The organism is Burkholderia sp. AU30198 (genome assembly GCF_020419825.1).
In the GTDB taxonomy this organism is placed as follows: Bacteria; Pseudomonadota; Gammaproteobacteria; order Burkholderiales; family Burkholderiaceae; genus Burkholderia.
Genome location: NZ_JAIZSA010000003.1, coordinates 307,778 through 324,842 on the forward strand (window position 1 = coordinate 307,778; position 17,065 = coordinate 324,842).

Annotated in this window: 16 protein-coding genes; 11 read left to right on the forward strand and 5 right to left on the reverse strand. The window is 68.8% G+C overall.

The features are described from left to right. Window positions 1-46: 46 nt before the first annotated feature. A complete protein-coding gene (locus LGN19_RS10285; protein ID WP_226214423.1) occupies window positions 47-1,165 on the reverse strand; it encodes a porin in 1,119 nt (372 codons plus the stop codon). 411 nt (window positions 1,166-1,576) lie between these two features. Between LGN19_RS10285 and LGN19_RS10290 the strand changes: the two genes are divergently transcribed. Together LGN19_RS10290 and LGN19_RS10295 are read left to right on the forward strand one after the other, a co-directional pair. Next, window positions 1,577-2,974, forward strand: coding sequence for a spinster family MFS transporter (locus LGN19_RS10290; RefSeq protein WP_226214425.1), 1,398 nt, complete (start codon window positions 1,577-1,579; stop codon window positions 2,972-2,974). Window positions 2,975-3,141: 167 nt separating this feature from the next. After that, window positions 3,142-4,125, forward strand: a complete 984-nt coding sequence (locus tag LGN19_RS10295; protein ID WP_226214427.1) for a PDR/VanB family oxidoreductase — start codon at window positions 3,142-3,144, stop codon at window positions 4,123-4,125. A 271-nt stretch (window positions 4,126-4,396) separates the two neighbouring features. On the opposite strand, the gene LGN19_RS10300 is transcribed toward LGN19_RS10295, so the two are convergent. Next, entirely contained in the window at window positions 4,397-5,317 is a 921-nt protein-coding gene (locus LGN19_RS10300; RefSeq protein WP_226214429.1) for a LysR family transcriptional regulator, read from the reverse strand. A gap of 139 nt (window positions 5,318-5,456) precedes the next feature. On the opposite strand from LGN19_RS10300, the gene LGN19_RS10305 reads away from it, so the two are divergent. The 3 genes from LGN19_RS10305 to LGN19_RS10315 all read left to right on the forward strand — a co-directional run bounded on the left by LGN19_RS10305 (window position 5,457) and on the right by LGN19_RS10315 (window position 7,972). After that, window positions 5,457-6,740, forward strand: a complete 1,284-nt coding sequence (locus tag LGN19_RS10305; RefSeq protein ID WP_226214431.1) for an aromatic ring-hydroxylating oxygenase subunit alpha — start codon at window positions 5,457-5,459, stop codon at window positions 6,738-6,740. Continuing rightward, the gene (locus LGN19_RS10310) at window positions 6,737-7,240 is read left to right on the forward strand and encodes an aromatic-ring-hydroxylating dioxygenase subunit beta (RefSeq protein ID WP_041493642.1); all 504 of its coding nucleotides are present in this window, start codon (window positions 6,737-6,739) and stop codon (window positions 7,238-7,240) included. The genes LGN19_RS10305 and LGN19_RS10310 overlap by 4 nt, the downstream gene beginning before the upstream one ends. Window positions 7,241-7,585: 345 nt before the next feature. Next, entirely contained in the window at window positions 7,586-7,972 is a 387-nt protein-coding gene (locus LGN19_RS10315) for a tautomerase family protein (protein WP_226214433.1), read from the forward strand. A gap of 77 nt (window positions 7,973-8,049) precedes the next feature. Here LGN19_RS10315 and LGN19_RS10320 read toward each other — a convergent pair whose 3' ends face one another. Continuing rightward, window positions 8,050-9,615 (reverse strand): sensor histidine kinase, encoded by a 1,566-nt coding sequence (locus tag LGN19_RS10320; RefSeq protein WP_226214434.1) that lies wholly within the window; start codon window positions 9,613-9,615, stop codon window positions 8,050-8,052. Window positions 9,616-9,781: 166 nt separating this feature from the next. Between LGN19_RS10320 and LGN19_RS10325 the strand changes: the two genes are divergently transcribed. The 5 genes from LGN19_RS10325 to LGN19_RS10345 all read left to right on the forward strand — a co-directional run bounded on the left by LGN19_RS10325 (window position 9,782) and on the right by LGN19_RS10345 (window position 13,945). Continuing rightward, window positions 9,782-10,975 carry an acyl-CoA dehydrogenase family protein gene (locus LGN19_RS10325; RefSeq protein WP_011356093.1) on the forward strand — a complete coding sequence of 398 codons (1,194 nt, stop codon included), beginning with the start codon at window positions 9,782-9,784 and terminating at the stop codon, window positions 10,973-10,975. A 96-nt stretch (window positions 10,976-11,071) separates the two neighbouring features. After that, window positions 11,072-11,449 carry a hypothetical protein gene (locus LGN19_RS10330; RefSeq protein ID WP_226214435.1) on the forward strand — a complete coding sequence of 126 codons (378 nt, stop codon included), beginning with the start codon at window positions 11,072-11,074 and terminating at the stop codon, window positions 11,447-11,449. Window positions 11,450-11,457: 8 nt separating this feature from the next. Beyond that, window positions 11,458-11,979, forward strand: a complete 522-nt coding sequence (locus LGN19_RS10335) for a nuclear transport factor 2 family protein (protein ID WP_226214436.1) — start codon at window positions 11,458-11,460, stop codon at window positions 11,977-11,979. A 38-nt stretch (window positions 11,980-12,017) separates the two neighbouring features. After that, window positions 12,018-13,142: an amidase gene (locus tag LGN19_RS10340; RefSeq protein WP_226214437.1), complete on the forward strand. Its 1,125-nt coding sequence runs from the start codon at window positions 12,018-12,020 to the stop codon at window positions 13,140-13,142. Between the two features lie 59 nt (window positions 13,143-13,201). Continuing rightward, window positions 13,202-13,945: an SDR family NAD(P)-dependent oxidoreductase gene (locus LGN19_RS10345; RefSeq protein ID WP_226214438.1), complete on the forward strand. Its 744-nt coding sequence runs from the start codon at window positions 13,202-13,204 to the stop codon at window positions 13,943-13,945. A gap of 106 nt (window positions 13,946-14,051) precedes the next feature. Here LGN19_RS10345 and LGN19_RS10350 read toward each other — a convergent pair whose 3' ends face one another. After that, a complete protein-coding gene (locus LGN19_RS10350; RefSeq protein ID WP_122948954.1) occupies window positions 14,052-14,684 on the reverse strand; it encodes a response regulator transcription factor in 633 nt (210 codons plus the stop codon). Between the two features lie 353 nt (window positions 14,685-15,037). On the opposite strand from LGN19_RS10350, the gene hpaC reads away from it, so the two are divergent. Next, window positions 15,038-15,583, forward strand: a complete 546-nt coding sequence (gene hpaC, locus LGN19_RS10355) for a 4-hydroxyphenylacetate 3-monooxygenase, reductase component (protein WP_039354714.1) — start codon at window positions 15,038-15,040, stop codon at window positions 15,581-15,583. Window positions 15,584-15,603: 20 nt separating this feature from the next. On the opposite strand, the gene LGN19_RS10360 is transcribed toward hpaC, so the two are convergent. Beyond that, window positions 15,604-16,872, reverse strand: coding sequence for a YbfB/YjiJ family MFS transporter (locus LGN19_RS10360; protein ID WP_226214439.1), 1,269 nt, complete (start codon window positions 16,870-16,872; stop codon window positions 15,604-15,606). Between the last annotated feature and the right edge of the window lie 193 nt (window positions 16,873-17,065).

Genomic DNA, 17,065 nt, shown 5'->3' on the forward strand with positions numbered 1-17,065 from the left:
GGCTCGAACGGCGCACGCAGCGCGAGCGGGCACTGGCGCGGGCCGGTCAGAACGCCGTGAGGATGCCCGCGACGATCGAGCTGGCGGTCGCGCCCGGCTTGGCGACCGCGACGCCGCCACCGGCCGCGCCGTTGACGACGAAGCGCGCATGCGCGCCATTGCGCACCATCGCGGCACCCGTGTACAGCACCGTGCGCTTCGACAGCGGATAGTCGAAGCGGATGCCGTACGAATCGGCGTTGCCGTCGCTGTCCGCGACCTTGCGGTAATGGCCGACGCTCAGCAGCAGCGACGCCCGCCCGATCGGCACCGTCGCGCTCAGCTCCATGGTGTCGCTGTGCGGATACGCGCTCTGGCTGTCGATCGCGGCCGCGACGTCGGGGCCGCCGCGATGGCGCATGTACAGTGCGGCCACCTTCACGACGCTGAAATCGTACGAAATCGCGCCCAGCGTGTAGTTGCCGTTCGCGGCCGGGCTCGTATCGCCGAGCGAGGACGCGGCCACCGGGCTGAACTTCTGCTGCATGTAGTCGACGTCGACCGACAGGCCGCCGCGCACGTAGTTGAGCCCCGCGCCGTACGTATCGCCGAGCGTCGCCGGCTGTCCGGCCGCGCCGTTGGTGCCGCGCGCGGCCATCGCCCGCAGCATGAAGCCCGCGTAGCGCGGCGACGTGTAGCGCATCGAGTTGCGCACGCGCAGGAACGCGGGCCCGACGAAGTTGTTGGTCGCGTTGCCCCACGCGAGCCCCGCGCCGAGGCCCGGCAGGCTGTACGTGACGAGCGTCGTGTGCAGGATCGTGTAGAGCTCGCCGAACTGCACGCCGCCGAACGGCCCCGTGATGCCGACCCACGCCTCGCGGCCGAACAGTGCGCTGCTGTTCGACAGTGCGCCGCTGCCCGCGTTGAAGCCGTCTTCCAGCTTGAAGATCGTCGCATAGCCGCCGCCGAGATCTTCGACACCCCTCAGCCCCCACTGCGACGCCCACAGGTTGCCGCTGCCCATGCGCGTCACGTGGTTCGGCCCGGCGTTCGCGTATTCGATCGCGGTGTCGACGCGGCCGTAGAGCGTCACGCTCGATTGTGCGAATGCGGGCAGCGCCGCGCAGGCAAGCAGCGCGGCAAGCGGTACGGCAAGCCGGTCGGCCCGCCCGTTCGGTTGGTTCATCGTCGTCGTCCCGTAGAGTTTCCGGCGCCTGTTGGCCTTGCGCCGCGTGGTGTGAAGCGCGTTCGCCGCGAAGGGCCAACGCTGCCGATCAAAAACGGGCCGAGTCTAGGAACGACAATTTCGGACGTCGACGCAATGCGCTCTATAACGCTTATAGATGCGCCGCATGATGCGTGCGCGCCCCGCCGCAGGCGCGCTGCGCGGCGGCCAGCGCACGCGACCCTGGTGTTTTCTTTATCCGGGTCGGTAAATGCCCGTGTGGCGCGGCTGTCACTCCGGCTATGGCGGCCGAATTTGGCCGACTACGCTGCGTCTCCGACACGTGCCCCCCGCACGCTTTCGCGCCGCGACGGCGCCCGGCCTGCCAGGCCGCTGCCTCGCGTTTCCACCGCCCGCTCCTGGAGAATCCGCATGTCCGCATCCACGGCCCGCGCTGCCGACGGCAAGCGCTATACGTACGAATGGTATGTCGTCGTCATCTGCATGCTCGCGTACATCTTTTCGTTCGTCGACCGTCAGGTCCTCGTGCTGATGATCGAGCCGATCAAGCGCGACCTGCACCTGTCCGATACGCAGTTCAGCCTGCTGAACGGCTTCGCGTTCTCGCTGTTCTATGCGGTGATGGGGCTGCCCGTCGCGTATCTCGCCGATCGTTACGCACGCCCGCGGATCATCTCGCTCGGCATTGCGCTGTGGAGCGTCGCGACCGCCGCGTGCGGGCTCAGCCAGCATTTCGTGCAGATGTTCATCGCACGGATGGGCGTGGGCGTCGGCGAGGCCGCGCTGTCGCCCGGCGCGTATTCGATGCTCGCCGACTACTTCCCGAAGGAGAAGCTCGGGCGCGCGATCGCCGTGTATTCGCTCGGCTCATTCATCGGCGGCGGCATCGCGTTCCTGATCGGCGGCTACGTGATCGCGCTGCTCAAGCATGCGAGCGCATTCACGCTGCCGGTGGTCGGGCAGGTGCATGCATGGCAGGTCACGTTCCTGATCGTCGGGCTGCCGGGGCTGCTGGTCGCACTGCTGTTCGCCGCGACCGTGCGCGACCCGCAGCGCAAGGGGCTCGCGCAGGATCGCTCGGGCGCCGTGCGACGCGTGTCGATGCGCGATTCGCTGCGCTTCGTCGGCACGCACCGCGCAACCTTCGCGTGCCATTACCTCGGCTTCTCGTTCTACGCGATGACGCTGTACTGCCTGCTGAGCTGGACGCCGGCGTTCTATATCCGCCACTTCGGGATGACGGCCGTCGAAGCCGGCTACACGCTCGGCATCGTGCTGCTGGTGGCGAACACGGCCGGCGTGTTCTGCGGCGGCTGGCTCAACGACTGGCTGCTGCGGCGCGGCCGCCACGATGCGCCGATGCGTGCCGGCGCGATCGGCGCCGCGTGCATGGTGATCCCCGCGACACTGTTCACGCAGCTCGACTCGCTGCCCGCGTCGCTCGCGATGCTCGTCGTCGCGATGTTCTTCGCGTCGTTCCCGATGCCGACGTCGACCGCCGCGATGCAGACGCTCGCGCCGAACCAGATGCGTGCGCAGATCTCCGCGCTGTTCCTGCTCGTGTCGAACCTGATCGCGCTCGGGATCGGCACGACCGTCGTCGCGCTGTTCACTGACCGCGTGTTCGGCGCGCCGGCGGCGGTCGGCCATTCGATGTCGATCGTCAACGTCGCGGCGGCCACGCTCGCCGCGCTGCTGCTCACCGCCGGGTGCCGGCACTATCGCCGCAGTCTCGACCGCGAACGCGGCCATGCGTCGGCAGCGGCGCCGCAGGCGGCCGACGCGGGCAACCCGATCGCCGCGCGCTGAACATCGGGCGCGATCGGTCACGATCGGCCGCTCGACCATCATCCATCCCACTGATTCAGGCATCGCTTTTTAATCGATTTGATTTATGCGATGCCCATCCCTATTCTCGATCGCATGACGGCGCGGTGTCTGCCGCGCCGCGTTTCCCCTACCCCACGGATTTCCCCATGCAAGCGAACCGCCACCAAGTCCGGATCGACGCGCTGATCGACGCGGCGCAGGACATCCGCTGTTTCCGGGTTTCGCGCGTCGACGGCCAACCGTTCGATGCGTACGAACCGGGTGCCCATATCGACGTCACCGCGCCGTCCGGCGTCACGCGGCAATACTCGCTGTGCGGCAACCCCGACGAGCGCGGCAGCTACCTGTTCGCGGTGAAGAAGGAAGCGCAGTCGCGCGGCGGCTCGCGTTCGCTGCACGACGACGTGCAAGTCGGCGCCGAGCTGTCGATCGGCGCGCCGCGCAACCTGTTTCGTCTGACGGATGATGCGAGCGAGCACGTGCTGATCGCGGCCGGCATCGGCATCACGCCGCTGCTGTCAATGGCGTATGCGCTGCACAAGCGCGGCGCGCGCTACCGGCTGCACTATTTCGCCCGCAGCCGCGAGCACGCGGCCTTCGTCGACGCACTGTCGGCCGAGCCGTTCGCGTCGCACGTGACGTTCCACTACGGCATCGAGCCCGACGCGCTCGCGGCCGAGCTGGGCCGCTGCGTCGAATCGGTCGACGCGCGAGCACACGTCTATACGTGCGGCCCGGGGCCGTTCATGGATGCGGTCGTCGCGGCAGCCGCGACGCGCTTGCCCGACGATTCGATCCATCTCGAACGCTTCGCGGCGGAGCCGGCCGCCGCCGATGCGGGCAATGCCGACGCCAGCCCGTCCGACGGCTTCGAAGTGCGCCTGCAGCGCAGCGGGCAATCGGTACGCGTCACGCCCGACACGTCGATCGTCGACGCGCTCGCGCGCATCGGCATCGAGGTCGATACGTCATGCGGCGAAGGCGTGTGCGGCACCTGCATGGTGCCCGTGATCGACGGCGAGCCCGATCATCGCGACCACTGTCTCAGCAAGGCCGAGCGCGCGAGCAACACGGTGATCTGCTGCTGCGTGTCGCGTGCGCGCTCGGCGGTGCTCGTTCTGGATCTCTGATCACTGACGCGCGCGGCACGAGCAACACCCGTTCAGGACGTCTCGCGCCGTCGAATGGCTCGACAAACGCGGCCGGCAATGCGCACAGCCGCGCGTTGCCCTCCGCCTCACGGGTCACGCGTCGTCGAAACGCTCGACGAGCTCGACCAGCTCGACCAGCAGCGTGCGCATCCCACGCGTTGCCCTCGCGTCGTGGGTCACGCGTCGCCCGGTCGCTCGCCGGTCTCCGCCGACAGCGCGCGCACCTACGCATTGCCTCCGTCCTCGTGGATCACGCGTTGTCGAATCGCTCGACGAGCTCGACCAGCAGCGTGCGCATCCACGCGCTGCCTTCGTCTTCATGGAAATGCTCGTGCCAGTGCATCGTCACCGGCGCGGGCAGCAGCGTGACGGGCAGGTCATACAGGCGAAACGCATTGTCGCGGTTCAGGATCTGCGCGAGCCGCTTCGGCAGCGTCGCATACAGATCCGTGACCGACAGCACGCTCGGCAGCGCAACGAAGTGCGGCACTTCGAGCGCGATGTTGCGGCCCACACCCTGCGCGCGCAACGCATCGTCGAGCGCGTGGTGGCTGTGCTCGACCGATTTCACGTTGACGTGCGCGGCGCGCACGAACTGGTCGAGGCTCAGCGCGGCGCCGCTCGGCAACCCGCGCCGGCGGCCCGTCATGCACACATAGGTTTCCTCGAACAGCACCTGATGACGCGTGCGCGGCATCAGCTCCGGCAGGTTGCCGATCGCGAAATCCAGCCGGCTCGCGCGCAGCGCTTCCTCGATCTCCTCCACCGGCAGCGGCTGCACGCTCAGCGTCACGCGCGGCGCGCGCTCGCGTAGCGCCTGGCAGATCGCCGGCAGGTACGCCATCTCGCCTGCATCCGACAACGACAGCCGGAACGTGCGCGTGCTGGTGGCCGGATCAAAGCGCTCCGCGTAGCGCAGCGCCACGCGCACCATGTCGAGCGCCTTGCCGACGATGCCCGCGAGCTCGAGCGCGACCGGCGTCGGCTGCATGCCCGAGCGCGTGCGCACGAACAGCGGATCGTCGAACAGCGTGCGCAGCCGGCCGAGCGAATAGCTGACGGCCGGCTGCGACAGCGCGAGCCGCTCGCCGGCCTTCGTCAGGCTGCGCTCCTCGACGATCGCCTGGAATACGCGCAACAGGTTCAGATCGAGATGATCGACCGATGTCATCGTAGCCTCCATTATTTGCCGCATTTATTGACCGGCCAATTTTAGATCAATTTGACGGATATGTAGTGGAAGACGAGACTGGGTACTCGAAACCGCGCGCTGCGCGGCCCGATTTCGCGACTCTTTCCCCACGACAACGATGAGCGACATTTCCTACCAGACGATCGACACCAGCGCGCTGCACGGTCTCGCGCAACCCGACCGCATCGCGCCCGCGATGTATCACGATCCCGCGCTGTTCGAAGCCGAGCTCGACCGCATCTTCTACCGCACCTGGATCTGGGTCGCACACGAGAGCGAGCTGCCGAACCCGGGCGACTTCATCACAACGACCATCGGCCGCCAGCCGGTGATCGTCGTGCGCGACAAGACCGGCGAGATCAACGTGCTGCAGAACCGCTGCCGCCATCGCGGCGCGACCGTGTGCGAATCGCACAAGGGCAACGCGAAGGGCTTCACGTGCCCGTATCACAGCTGGTCGTACGCACTCGACGGCACGCTGCGCGCGCTGCCGTACGGCGACGGCTACGAAGGCGTGTGCGAGAAAGGCGACCTGCCGCTCGTGAAGCTGCGCGTCGGCGTGTACCAGGGGCTGATCTTCGCGAGCTTCAACGACGACATCGAACCGCTCGAGGATTTCCTCGGCGGCGCGAAGCCGTGGATCGACCTGTTCATGAAGCAGGGCGCCGGCTACCCGATCAAGGCGAACGGCGAGCACAAGTTCAAGTTCAAGGGCAACTGGAAGATCCAGCTCGAGAACACGACCGACCTCTATCACTTCCCGGTCGTGCACAAGTCGTGGATGAAGTCGATCGACGACGAAACGGCCGCCGCGATCACGAGCTTCATGACGAGCGAGGACGCGTTCTGCCGCGGGCTCGGCAACGGTCACAGCCTCGCGGTGCTGATGCCCGAGCTGATCGACCTCGACGAAGACGACGGCGCGCCGCTGGCCGAGCGCTTCGCGCCGCTCGCGGCGAAGCTCGCCGAGCGCCATACGCCGGAAGAAGTGCGCCGCATCGTGCGCTCGCTGATGGGCGTCGGCTTCAACCTGAACCTGTTCCCGAACCTCGCGCTGTCGATGGCGTTCTTCCGCGTGCTGCGGCCGATCTCCGCAAACGAAACCGAGATCCGCCACGTCGCGCTCGCGATGGACGGCGGCCCCGATGAGGCGAACCGCGAGCGACTGCGCATCCACGAGCACTTCCAGGGCCCGTTCGGTTTCGGCAGCCCCGACGACGCGGAAGCGTGGGAACGCGTACAGCGCGGCGCGCACGCGGGCCCCGACGTGCCGATCCTCGTGAATCGCGGGCTGAACCGCGAGACGACTGCCGCGAACGGCGAAAAGACCGCGCATGCGACCGACGAGACCGGCATGCGCGAGGCCTACCAGCAATGGCGCACGATGATGGAGCAACAATAATGGACGACCGCAACGCCCTCTTTTCCGAGCAGACCTTCGCCCGCGCGGTCGAATTCGTGTGGCGCGAAGCCGAGATGCTCGACCGCCGCGACTATCGCGCGTGGCTCGACCTGTGGGATCCGGCCGGCCACTACGTGGTGCCGATCGATCCCGATACGACCGATTTCGCGGCGACGCTGAACTACGTGTTCGACGACCAGGACATGCGCGAGAAGCGCGTGCAGCGGATGGTGTCCGGCTATTCGGCGTCGGCGACCGACGCGGCGCGCACGGTGCGCACCGTGTCGCGCTTCACGCTGGAAAGCGGCAGCGCCGACACCGTCGAGCTGAAGTCGGCGCAGGTCGTCGTCGCGTACAAGCGCGGCGTCGCGACGCTGTTCGCGGCCGATGTCACGCACAAGCTGCACGTCGATGCGGAAGGCGAGATGCGGATCGCAGAGAAGGTCGTGCGCCTGATCGATTCGACCGAAGCACTCAGCGCAATCGGCTTCCTGCTGTAAGCGGTCGCCGGTTCGCCATCGCAACGGTGAACCGGTCGCCTGCACCTGTAAGCGGCCGCCGGTTCGCCCATCGCCAACGCAACGGTGAGCCGGCCACCTTCACCTGTAAGCGGCCACCGGTTCGCCGTCGCCAGCGCAACGGTGAGCCGGCCACCTTCACCTGTAAGGGGCCACCGGTTCGCCGTCGCCAACGCAACGGTGAGTCGGCCACCTTCACCTGTAAGCGGCCACCGGTTCGCCATCGCCAGCGCAACGGCGAACCGGACACCTTCACCTGTAAGCGGCCACCGGTTCGCCGTCGCCAACGCAACGGTGAGCCGGCCACCTTCACCTTTCCCGACGACCATGCCCACACTCGAAGTTTTCCTGCCGGCCGGCCACGACGACGCCCGCAAGGCCGAACTGATCGCACGGCTCAGCAACGCGACCGTCGACGCGATCGGCGCACCGATCGAATCGGTGCGCGTGCTGCTCACCGAATTGCCCGCGACGCACATCGGCCTCGGCGGCCGCAGCGCCGCGGACGGCGCGACACCGTCGCTGCCCGTGATCGTCGCGATCCTGATCGCCGGCCGCACCGATGAACAAAAGCGCGCGCTGATCGCCGCGCTGTCGGAGACGAGCGCCAGCGTGCTCGACGCGCCCCTGCAAGCCACCCGCGTGATGATCAAGGACATCCCGAACACCGACTTCGGCATCGGCGGACAAACCGCACGGGCGCTCGGACGCTGACCATGCGCTGCGTGCGAGCCTGCCCGCTCATGCGCGACGACCGCCAGGCGGCAGCGATATCGCATGCTCCCCCGCGGCTATGCGCTTGCGTTCGCCTTCGTCCCGGCGAGCGGCAGCGTCACGCGGCAGTCGAGCCCGCCGCCCTCGGCCGGGCTCGCGCCGATCCGGCCGCCGTGGCGCGTCACGATGCTCTTGCACAGCGACAGCCCGATTCCATTCCCGCCGGCCTTCGACGACGAGAAGCCGTCAAACAGCCGGTCGTGCGCGCCGGCCGCGATGCCCGGGCCGTTGTCGATCGCGCGCAGCTCCGCATGCCCGCCCACGTTCGCAGTACCGAGCGTAAGCATGCGCGGCACACGTTCGCAACCGGCAAACGCCTCGATCGCATTGAACGCGAGATTCAGGATCACCTGCCCGATCAGCACGCGCTCGCAGCGGATCGGCAGCGGTGCATCGGCCTGCACGATCGCGACCGTCACGCCGGCCTCCTTCGCGCGCAGCTCGATGAAATACGCGACGTCCGCGAGGATGTCGCGCAGGTCGGCGAGCGCGACGACCGGTTCGCGCTTCACGATGAACTCGCGCACGCTCTTGATGATCAGCGCCGCATGCTCGGCCTGCCGGTCCGCGCTGCGCAGCCCCCAGATCGCGTCGTCGATGGCGCCGCGCCCGTTCAGCCGCTGCACCGCGCCTTCGATGAAATTGCGCACGGCCGCGAGCGGCTGGCTCAGCTCGTGCGCGATCACGCTCGCCATCTCGCCCATCGCGTTGTAACGGCCCGCATGTTCGAGCATGCGCGCTTCCGCGCGGCGGGCGTCCTCGATCGCGACTTCGTCGCTCACGTCGCGGAACTGCACGAGCAGCCCGTCGAGATCGTCCTCGATCTCGACCTGCCGGCACAGGATGCGCAGCCAGCACGTCGAGCCGTCGCGCCGCACGATCCGGTAGCGTTGCGGCGCGGACGGGTACGCGGACGGCGCATCGCGCAGCTGCGCGACGAGCCGGTCGCGATCGGCCTCGGAGCAATAGTCGAGCACCTCGCCGAGCGCTTCGTCGGGGGCGAGCCCGAGCACGCGGCGGCCCGACTCGCTGATGAACTGCACGCCGCCGTGCGGCGTGACGACCGCGATGCCTTCGTCGAGGTCCTGCATGAATTCGCGCAGCCGCGCCTCGTAGCGGCGCAACTGCTGGCGCACCGCCTCTTCCGCACTGATGTCGCGGAACTGCACCATCACGACGTCGCGCCCGCGCAGCGGCACGTAGGTGGCGGTCGCCTCGGACAGCATGTCGACACCCGTGCGCGACCGGTAGCACCACTCGTACACCTGCGGCCCGTCGACGAGCGCGCGATCCCACGCACTCACCGCGATCTCGCGCTGGTATTTCGGCTCGGGGCGCGTCATGTCCGGCGCCTTCAGCGGCAGCAGTTCCTCGACGGAAAAACCGAGCGCGATGCACGCGGCGCGGTTCGCCCACACGATCGCCTTGGTGTGCGCGTCATGCAGCAGCACGCAGGTCGTCAACGCGTCGAGCAGCCGGTGGAAATCGTCTTCGTCGGGGAAACTCATGATCGGCTTCGGATGGGGTCGCGCGGCATCGCGCGACCGGAAACCCAACATAGCACCGGCGCGCGCCGCCCGCATCTGAAGATTTCTTTAGTGCGGCACGGAACGTCACCAGTCGCACGGCCCAACGCACCAATTGCTGCGCGTTTTCGGCGTTTCTAGACTGGTTGCATCGACGTGCCGCTTTCCGCGCGGCATGCATGCCACCCCGAATTCGAACCCCAATCCGCCCCAGGAGACAGCCATGCCCCACGCCGCCCTCGCCCTCGACACCGCACCGAGCGCCCCCCATGCGGCCAGCGAACCGGCCGCCCGGCTGTCGCCGCTCGACGCCGTGATCGAGACCGTCGCCGCGCGCCGCGAAGAATTCGACCGCCTGTCGCACGTGCCGCGCGACGTGATCGCGCTGTTCAAGCAGGCGGGCATCTATCGCGCGGGCACGCCGCGCCGCTTCGGCGGCGATGCGCTCGCACCGACCGCGTTCCTCGACATGATCGAACGGATCGCGACCGCCGACGGCTCGGCCGCGTGGGTCGCGAGCTTCGGCTCGGCGAACGTGTATCTCGCCGCGCTGCCGCTCGAGACCCAGGCCGAGCTGTATGCAAGCGGCCCCGACCAGGTGTTCGCGGGCGGCCTGTTTCCGGTGCAGCCGGCTCAGCCCGCACCCGGCGGCTGGCGCGTGAACGGCACGTGGAAATTCGCGAGCGGCTGCAAGGGCGCCGACTGGCTCGGCGTCGGCATCGCCGTACCGGGCGCGCAGGACGCCGCGCCGAACAAGCCGCGCACGGCCGTGTTCCGCGCCGACCAGGTCGAGATCGTCGAGAACTGGAACGTGGTCGGCATGCAGGGCACCGGCAGCCACGACCTGCGCGTCGACGACCGCTTCGTGCCCGAAGCATGGACCTTCGTGCGCGGCGGCGAGCCGACCGTCGACGAGCCGCTGTACCGCTATCCGACCGTCGCGTATGCGGCGCAGGTGCTCGCCGTCGTGAACCTCGGCCTCGCGCGCGCGGCGCTCGACGTCGTGAACCGGATGTCGGGCGGCCGGCAGACGACGACGGGCGCACCGCGTCTCGCCGATCGCGCGTACTACCGCATCGAACTCGCGAAGGCCGAGGCGCAGCTGCGCTCGGCGCGCGCATTCTTCTATGACGCGACCGACGGCGTGTGGCAATCGATCCTCGCCGGCAACCCGGTGACACCCGACCAAGTCAGCCTGTTGCGGCTCGCGGCCACGCAGATCGCTCGCGAAGGCGCGAGCGTCGTCGAACGCGCATATCGGCTCGGCGGCACGGCGGCGATCTATCGCACGCACCCGCTGCAGCGGCTGCTGCGCGATGCAATGGTCGTCACGCAACACGCGTTTCTCGGCGAAGGCAACTTCGACGGCGCCGGCGCGGTGTTCACCGGCGTCACGCCGTTTCCCGGCTATCTGTAACCTGCGTCTGACCGAACTGTTTTTGAACGCGCATGAAGCCGAAATGCCGTCGCCGGCCGGTTCATGCGCCCCACCGATTCCTCTGGAGAACCTGATATGTCCGATTCGAATTCGCTGCCGCTGCGCGTCCTGTTCTGCTGCGGCGTGTCGCAAAACTTCTTCGACCTGCCGCGCGAGAAGATCGGTGAAGTGTGGCAGGCGTACGGCGCGATGCTCGCCGCAGTCGAAGCGATGCCCGGCGTGCGCGTACTCGGCGTGATGGACGACGACCGCCTCGTAGTCGGCCAGGCCGACGGCGCGCCTTGGACGTTCTACATCATGGCCGACGTCGCCGACTTCGACACGACGGTCGCCGTGTGCAACCTGTATCGCACGACGCCGGTCGGCGAATACAACCTGTGGCGCTACGGCAAGATCGAAGCACGCGTTGGCCGCGCGCTGACCGTGCCGCCGGCCGCGAAGCCCGCGGCGTGAGGCGCGCGATGACCGACCTGTCTCCCGGCCTGATCGACGCGCTCGCGCAGCGCCTGGCGGCGCTCGACGCCGAGCGCGCGGTGCGCGCGACGATCACGCGCTACATGGCGCTGTGCGACGTGCCCGAGGATGCCGGCGACGGCCCGTCGCTCGCCGAGCTGTTCACCGCCGACGCCGTGTGGGAGGGCGTCGGCCCGCAATACGCGCGCAAGTTCGGCCGCCTCGAAGGCACCGCCGCGATCGTCGCGATGCTGGGCCGCTACCTGCCGCCCGATCCGCATTTCTCGGCGAACCTGCACTTCCTGACGTCGGAGTCGATCGAGATCGGCGCCGGCAACGCGAACGCGCGCGGCCGCTGGATCATGCTGCAGGCGTCGCGCTACGCGGACGGCACGGCCGAGCTGATCGCCGCGCGGCTGACCGTCGATTTCGCGCCGGCCGCCAACGGCGCTGCGTGGCTGATCCGCCATTTCCGCACCGAACGCGTGCTCGACGGCCCGTGGCCGCTCGCCGCCGCGCCACGGTCCTGATTCCCGATGCTTCCCAACGCTCGCTCACGATAACGACCATGACAGGCTTCATCGACACCTTCACGCTCGGCGGCCCCGGCCCCACGATCGCGATCAAGGACACGATCGACATCGCGGGCCATCCGACCCGCGCGGCGAGCCGTGCGTTCGCCGATGCCCCGCCTGCGGCGCAACACGCGGACGTGGTCCGCCTGCTGCTCGACGCGGGCTGGCAGATCGCCGGCAAGGCGAACATGCACGAGCTCGCGTTCGGCATGACCGGCATCAACGACTACACGGGCACGCCCGTCAATCCGCAGGATGCGACGCGCATTCCGGGCGGCTCGTCGAGCGGTTCCGCATCGCTCGTCGGGCTCGGCACGGTCGATGCGGCGCTCGGCACCGACACCGGCGGCTCGATCCGCGGGCCGGCCGCCTGCTGCGGCGTGGCCGGGCTGAAGCCGACGTTCGGCCGCGTGTCGCGGCGCGGCGTCGCGCCCGTCGAAACGACGCTCGATTGCGTCGGGCCATTCGCACGCGATATCCGCACGCTGGTCGCGGTGATGGCCGCGATCGCGCCGGGCTTCGATCGTGCGCAAGCGGCGGCCTCCGTGGCAGGCTGCACGGTCGCGAACGTCACGGTCGACGCCGATCCGGCAATCGCTGCGGCACTCGACGCCGCCATACGCGCGTCGGGCCTGCGCTCGCACGCGGTCGTACTCGACGAAATGCCCGCGTCGTTCGCCGCAGGGCTCACCGTGATCAACGCGGAAACGTCGCGCGCGTTCGGTCATCTGGTCGCGACCGGCCAGCTCGGCGCCGACCTCGATGCGCGATTGCGTGCGGCCGCAACGACCACGCCTGCGGCATTGAAAGATGCCGAGGCCGTGCGCGCACGCTTCACCGCGCAGGTCGACGCCGCGCTCGAACACGCGGACGTGCTCGTGCTGCCGACACTGCCCGCGCAGCCGATCACGCTGCAGCAGGCGCGCGACGGCGTATCGGTGATCGCGATGTCGTCGCTGATCCGGCCGTTCAACCTGAGCGGCCATCCGGCGCTGAGCCTGCCGCTGCCGCTGGCCGGTTCGCCGCTGAAGGCCGGCCTGCAGATCGTCGGGCGCAAGGGCGCGGACGAGCAGGTCTGCGCGATCGCGGCACACTTCGAAGCGGCACTCGCCGCATGAATCACGATGCGGGCGCGGCGGCACGCCGCACGCGCTCGCGAACCACGGAATCACACACCATGTCAGACCGAGTCGTCCTCGTCACCGGCGCCGCGCGCGGGCTCGGCGCCGTCATCGCCGAACGCTTTCATGCGGCCGGCTACCGCGTCGCGCTGGCCGATATCGCCGCCGACGCCATTCAGGCGCATGCGCGCGAACTCGACCCGAGCGGCGAACGCGCGATCGCGCTGCCGCTCGACGTCACGTCGAAACGCGATTTCGAAGCCGCGCGCGATGCGCTCGTCGCGCGCTGGGGCACGATCGACGCGCTGGTGAACAACGCGGGCGCTTCGAAGGTCGTGCCCGCGATGGAGATCACGGCCGAGCAGTTCGACCAGGTGATCGACGTGAACCTGCGCAGCGTGCTGTTCGGCTGCCAGGTGTTCGGCCAGTTCTTCGCGACGCGCGGCGCGGGCCGTATCGTCAACATCGCGTCGCTCGCCGGGCAGAACGGCGGCTCGGCGACGGGCGCACACTACGCGGCCGCGAAAGGCGGCACGCTGACGCTGACCAAGGTGTTCGCACGCGATCTCGCTGCCCAGGGCGTGACCGTCAACGCGATCTCGCCGGGCCCGCTCGATTTGCCGATCGTGTATGAAAGCGTCGCACCGGAGAAGCTGCGCCAGGTGCTCGCGAGCCTGCCGGGCGGCAAGCTCGGCTCGGCCGGTTTCGTCGCGGATGCCGCGGTGCTGCTCGCATCGGGCGACGCGCATTTCGCGAACGGCGCGTGCTGGGACATCAACGGCGGGTTGTACATGCGCTGAGCGCGACGGCCTCGTCGCGTCTCCTGCGACGCTCGGGGCCGGTTCACGCCAACGGCCGCCCATGCGCCGGCCCGCGAACGAACTTCTCCGGACAGCAGAACGTACCCTAGCGCGGCGCTTCGCCGTCGTCGCCCCACACCACCATCACGTCGCGCACGAGCGCGGCGATCGACGTCGCGCCGAGCTTCTCCTTGATGCTCGCGCGATGCACGTCGACCGTCTTCACGCTGATCGACAGATCCGACGCGATCTGCTTGCTGCCCTTGCCGTCCACCACGCCGCGCAGCACTTCCTTCTCGCGTGCGGTCAGCGCATCGAGCCGCTGGCGCAGCTCGCGGTGACGCTGGCTCACCGCATGCCGCTGCTGCGCGAGCCGCAGCGCGCGTTGCACGCGCTCGAGCATCTGCTGCGAGTTGTACGGTTTCTCGACGAAATCGATCGCGCCGTTCTGCAGCGCACGCACGGACATCGGGATATCGCCATGCCCGCTGACGAAGATCACCGGCAGCGTCGCGCCACGCGCGTTCAGTTCCGCCTGCACGTCGAAGCCACTCTTCTCCGGCATGCGCACGTCGAGCACCAGGCACGCGGGCAGGTTCACGTCGAAGCGCGCGAGAAAATCGGTGGCATTGGCGAACCCTTCGGACGCGATGCCGACCGATTCGAGCAGCCACGCGAGCGACGTCCGCATGCCGTTGTCGTCGTCGACGATGTATACGATCGGTGCGGGTGACGTCATCGCGGGTGTCTCACTGAATATCGGTATGGGTATCGCACGCGCGGCATACGGGGCCGGGGGCCGGCTCGTCGCGCGCGTCGTTCGCTGGGGGTGTGCGGCACATCATAACGAGCCGAAAACCCGCTGAAAACCCCTTCGCGGGCCGCTCGGACGCGCAATCGCGCTTTTTTTCACGCGGTGCGCCGCGCATCTAGGTAGAACCTTTAGACGCGTTGGCGAGAACGCCATCTCCATCGTCAATCGTGCGAATGGTCGCCGGCATTTTCGCGACGTACGCTTGGGTCATCGTCGGCGATCCGGCGCTGCACCGGCAGCGCCGCACGACCGCCGCTTTCGTCCAATCAGGAGCGCCCATGTCTTCCACGACCGATATCCAGCGACCGGCACGCGTCGAGCCGACCGACGCGCAGAAGGCCTTCCGGCAAGCGATGGCCCACCTCGGCGCGGCCGTCAACGTGATCACCACCGCCGGGCCGCACGGCCGCTGCGGCATCACCGCGAGCGCCGTGTGCTCCGTCACCGACACGCCACCGACGCTGCTCGTGTGCCTCAACCGGTCGAGCGCGATGCGTGCGACGTTCGAGCGCAACCGCCATGTCTGCATCAACGTGCTGCCGGCCGAACACGAGCAACTCGCGCGGCATTTCGCGGGGCTCACCGACCTGCCGATGGAACGGCGCTTCGACCTGCCGGTGTGGGATCGCGGCGAGCAGGACGTGCCCGTGCTGCGCGACGCGCTCGCGAGCCTGCAGGGCACGATCGCCGACATGAAGGAAGTCGGCTCGCATTCGGTGATGTTCATCGAGGCGACGTCGATCCGCGTGCGCGACGACGGCGACAGCCTGATCTACTTCAGCCGTGCATTTCATCGCGTGTCGCGCACGGCCTGCGTGCGGTGAACGGCGCGTGTCGCGCGTGACTAAGCGGCGGCCCGCAACGCGCGCTGCCCGGCCGCGAGCGCGGCGCCTGCGAACAGCGTCAGCGCCGAATACACGAGCCCGCGCGCGAGCCCTGCGCTGTCGGACACCCAGCCGATCGCGACCGGCCCGGCAATCTGCCCGAACGCGAAGACCGTCGTGAACGCGCTGATCCCTTTCGCCCAGCCGTCGGGAGGCAGGTTGTGACGCACGAAGGCCGTCGTCGATGCGACGGCCGACAGGAACGTCGCGCCGAACAGCACGCCCGACGCGAACGCGGCCACCGGATGCACGAACATCGCCGGCATCAGCGTCGCGATGCCGAGCAGCGCGTTGAGCACGGCAAGCGCCTGGCCGCCGCGCATCCGGTCGAGCAGCCCCGACCACAGCCGCGCCGACACGACGGTCGCGACACCGAGCATCACGTAGAACGCGGCGACCACCGTGCCGCTCATCCCCGCGCCGCGCAGCAGCGCGACGATGAACGTCATGTAGCCGATGTAGCCGACGCCGAACAGGCCGTAGCCGGCCAGCGCGAGTGCGAAGCGCACGGGGCTCGCGGTCGCGGCCGGTGCCGCGCCGTCGCGCGGCGTGGTCGGCGCCGCATGCACGCGCTCGATGCGGCGCGCAGCCGACACGGCCACCAACGAGAACAGCACACACGCGAACGCGAGCGCGAACCACGCGGGCTGCCAGCCATGGACACCGTGCGAGAGCGTCACCGGCACGAGCAGTGACGATGCGACGATGCCCCATCCCGTGCCGCCGTAGTAGAGCCCGAGCAGCAAGCCCGCATCGCGTGGCGACGCCGATGCGAGCCGCGCGGCCAGCACGCCGCCGCTGATGAAGATCAGCGCGCTTCCGACGCCGGTCGCGAGCCGCTGCACGAGCAGCGCGTGCATGCCGGACGTGAGCCCGCACGCGGCCATCAGCACCGCGGTCAGCACGCAGCCGGCCGCCAGCAGCGCGCCTGCTCGCCAACGCCGCGACAGCAACGGAAACGCGAGCGCGCCGATCAGGTAGCCGGCCGCGTTGGCGGTGTTCAGCGCGCCGGCCTGAGCAAACGTCCAGCCGAGATCGGCCTTCATCGGCGGCAGCAGCAGCGCATACGAAAAGCGCGCGAGGCCGAGCGCGATCGCGCTGCCGAGCGACAGGCAGATCGCGAGCCGCCACGCGGCCATGCGATCCGGGTCACGGTCGGGGTAGAGGCTGGTCGCGCCGGTGTCCGGCTGCGACGGGCCGGCATGCTCCGGTTGCGGCGCTGCGCGCATCGCGTGTCTCCTTTGTCGTTCGAAGCCGCGACAAGTCGTGACGGCGGAACCGGTGTTCCGCACGCGGCATTCGCGACTGTCGAGGCTTCCGATTCTGTCGAACGATCATACTTGAGCCGTCGCAGGCCGGCATGCGTTGGCAACCGGAACCCGGCGCAGCAGCCGGATCGTCCATGCATCGCCCGCTGCAGGC